This window comes from Vibrio sp. T20 (genome assembly GCF_007858795.1).
In the GTDB taxonomy this organism is placed as follows: Bacteria; Pseudomonadota; Gammaproteobacteria; order Enterobacterales; family Vibrionaceae; genus Vibrio; species Vibrio satsumensis.
In genome coordinates, this window is the sequence record NZ_VFEB01000059.1 from 1 (window position 1) to 329 (window position 329).

The 329-nt window shown below is 43.2% G+C and carries 2 protein-coding genes; both read left to right on the forward strand.

From position 1 onward, the window contains the following. On the forward strand, positions 1-143 hold a 143-nt coding region (locus FTW16_RS04470), incomplete at its 5' end, for a 3-methyl-2-oxobutanoate hydroxymethyltransferase (RefSeq protein ID WP_186728024.1). 11 nt (positions 144-154) lie between these two features. Next, on the forward strand, positions 155-329 hold a 175-nt coding region (locus FTW16_RS04475), incomplete at its 3' end, for a pantoate--beta-alanine ligase (RefSeq protein WP_146490207.1).

Genomic DNA, 329 nt, shown 5'->3' on the forward strand with positions numbered 1-329 from the left:
TGTTCGGTATCTCTGCCAACTACATGCCGAAATTCTCCAAAAACTTTCTTGCTGAAACAGGTGATATGCGCAAAGCCGTTGCTAAATATATTGAAGATGTAGCCAACGGTGTATTCCCAGACGACGCTCATACCATTGCCTAGAGGATAAATGCATGCAAACTTTTGCGGAAATCTCAGCAGTTCGTGAACACCTTAAAACCTTTAAACGTGAAGGTCGTAAAATTGCGTTTGTCCCAACCATGGGCAACCTTCACGAAGGTCACTTAACTTTAGTGCGTAAAGCACGCGAATACGCTGATATCGTTGTCGTAAGCATCTTTGTTAACC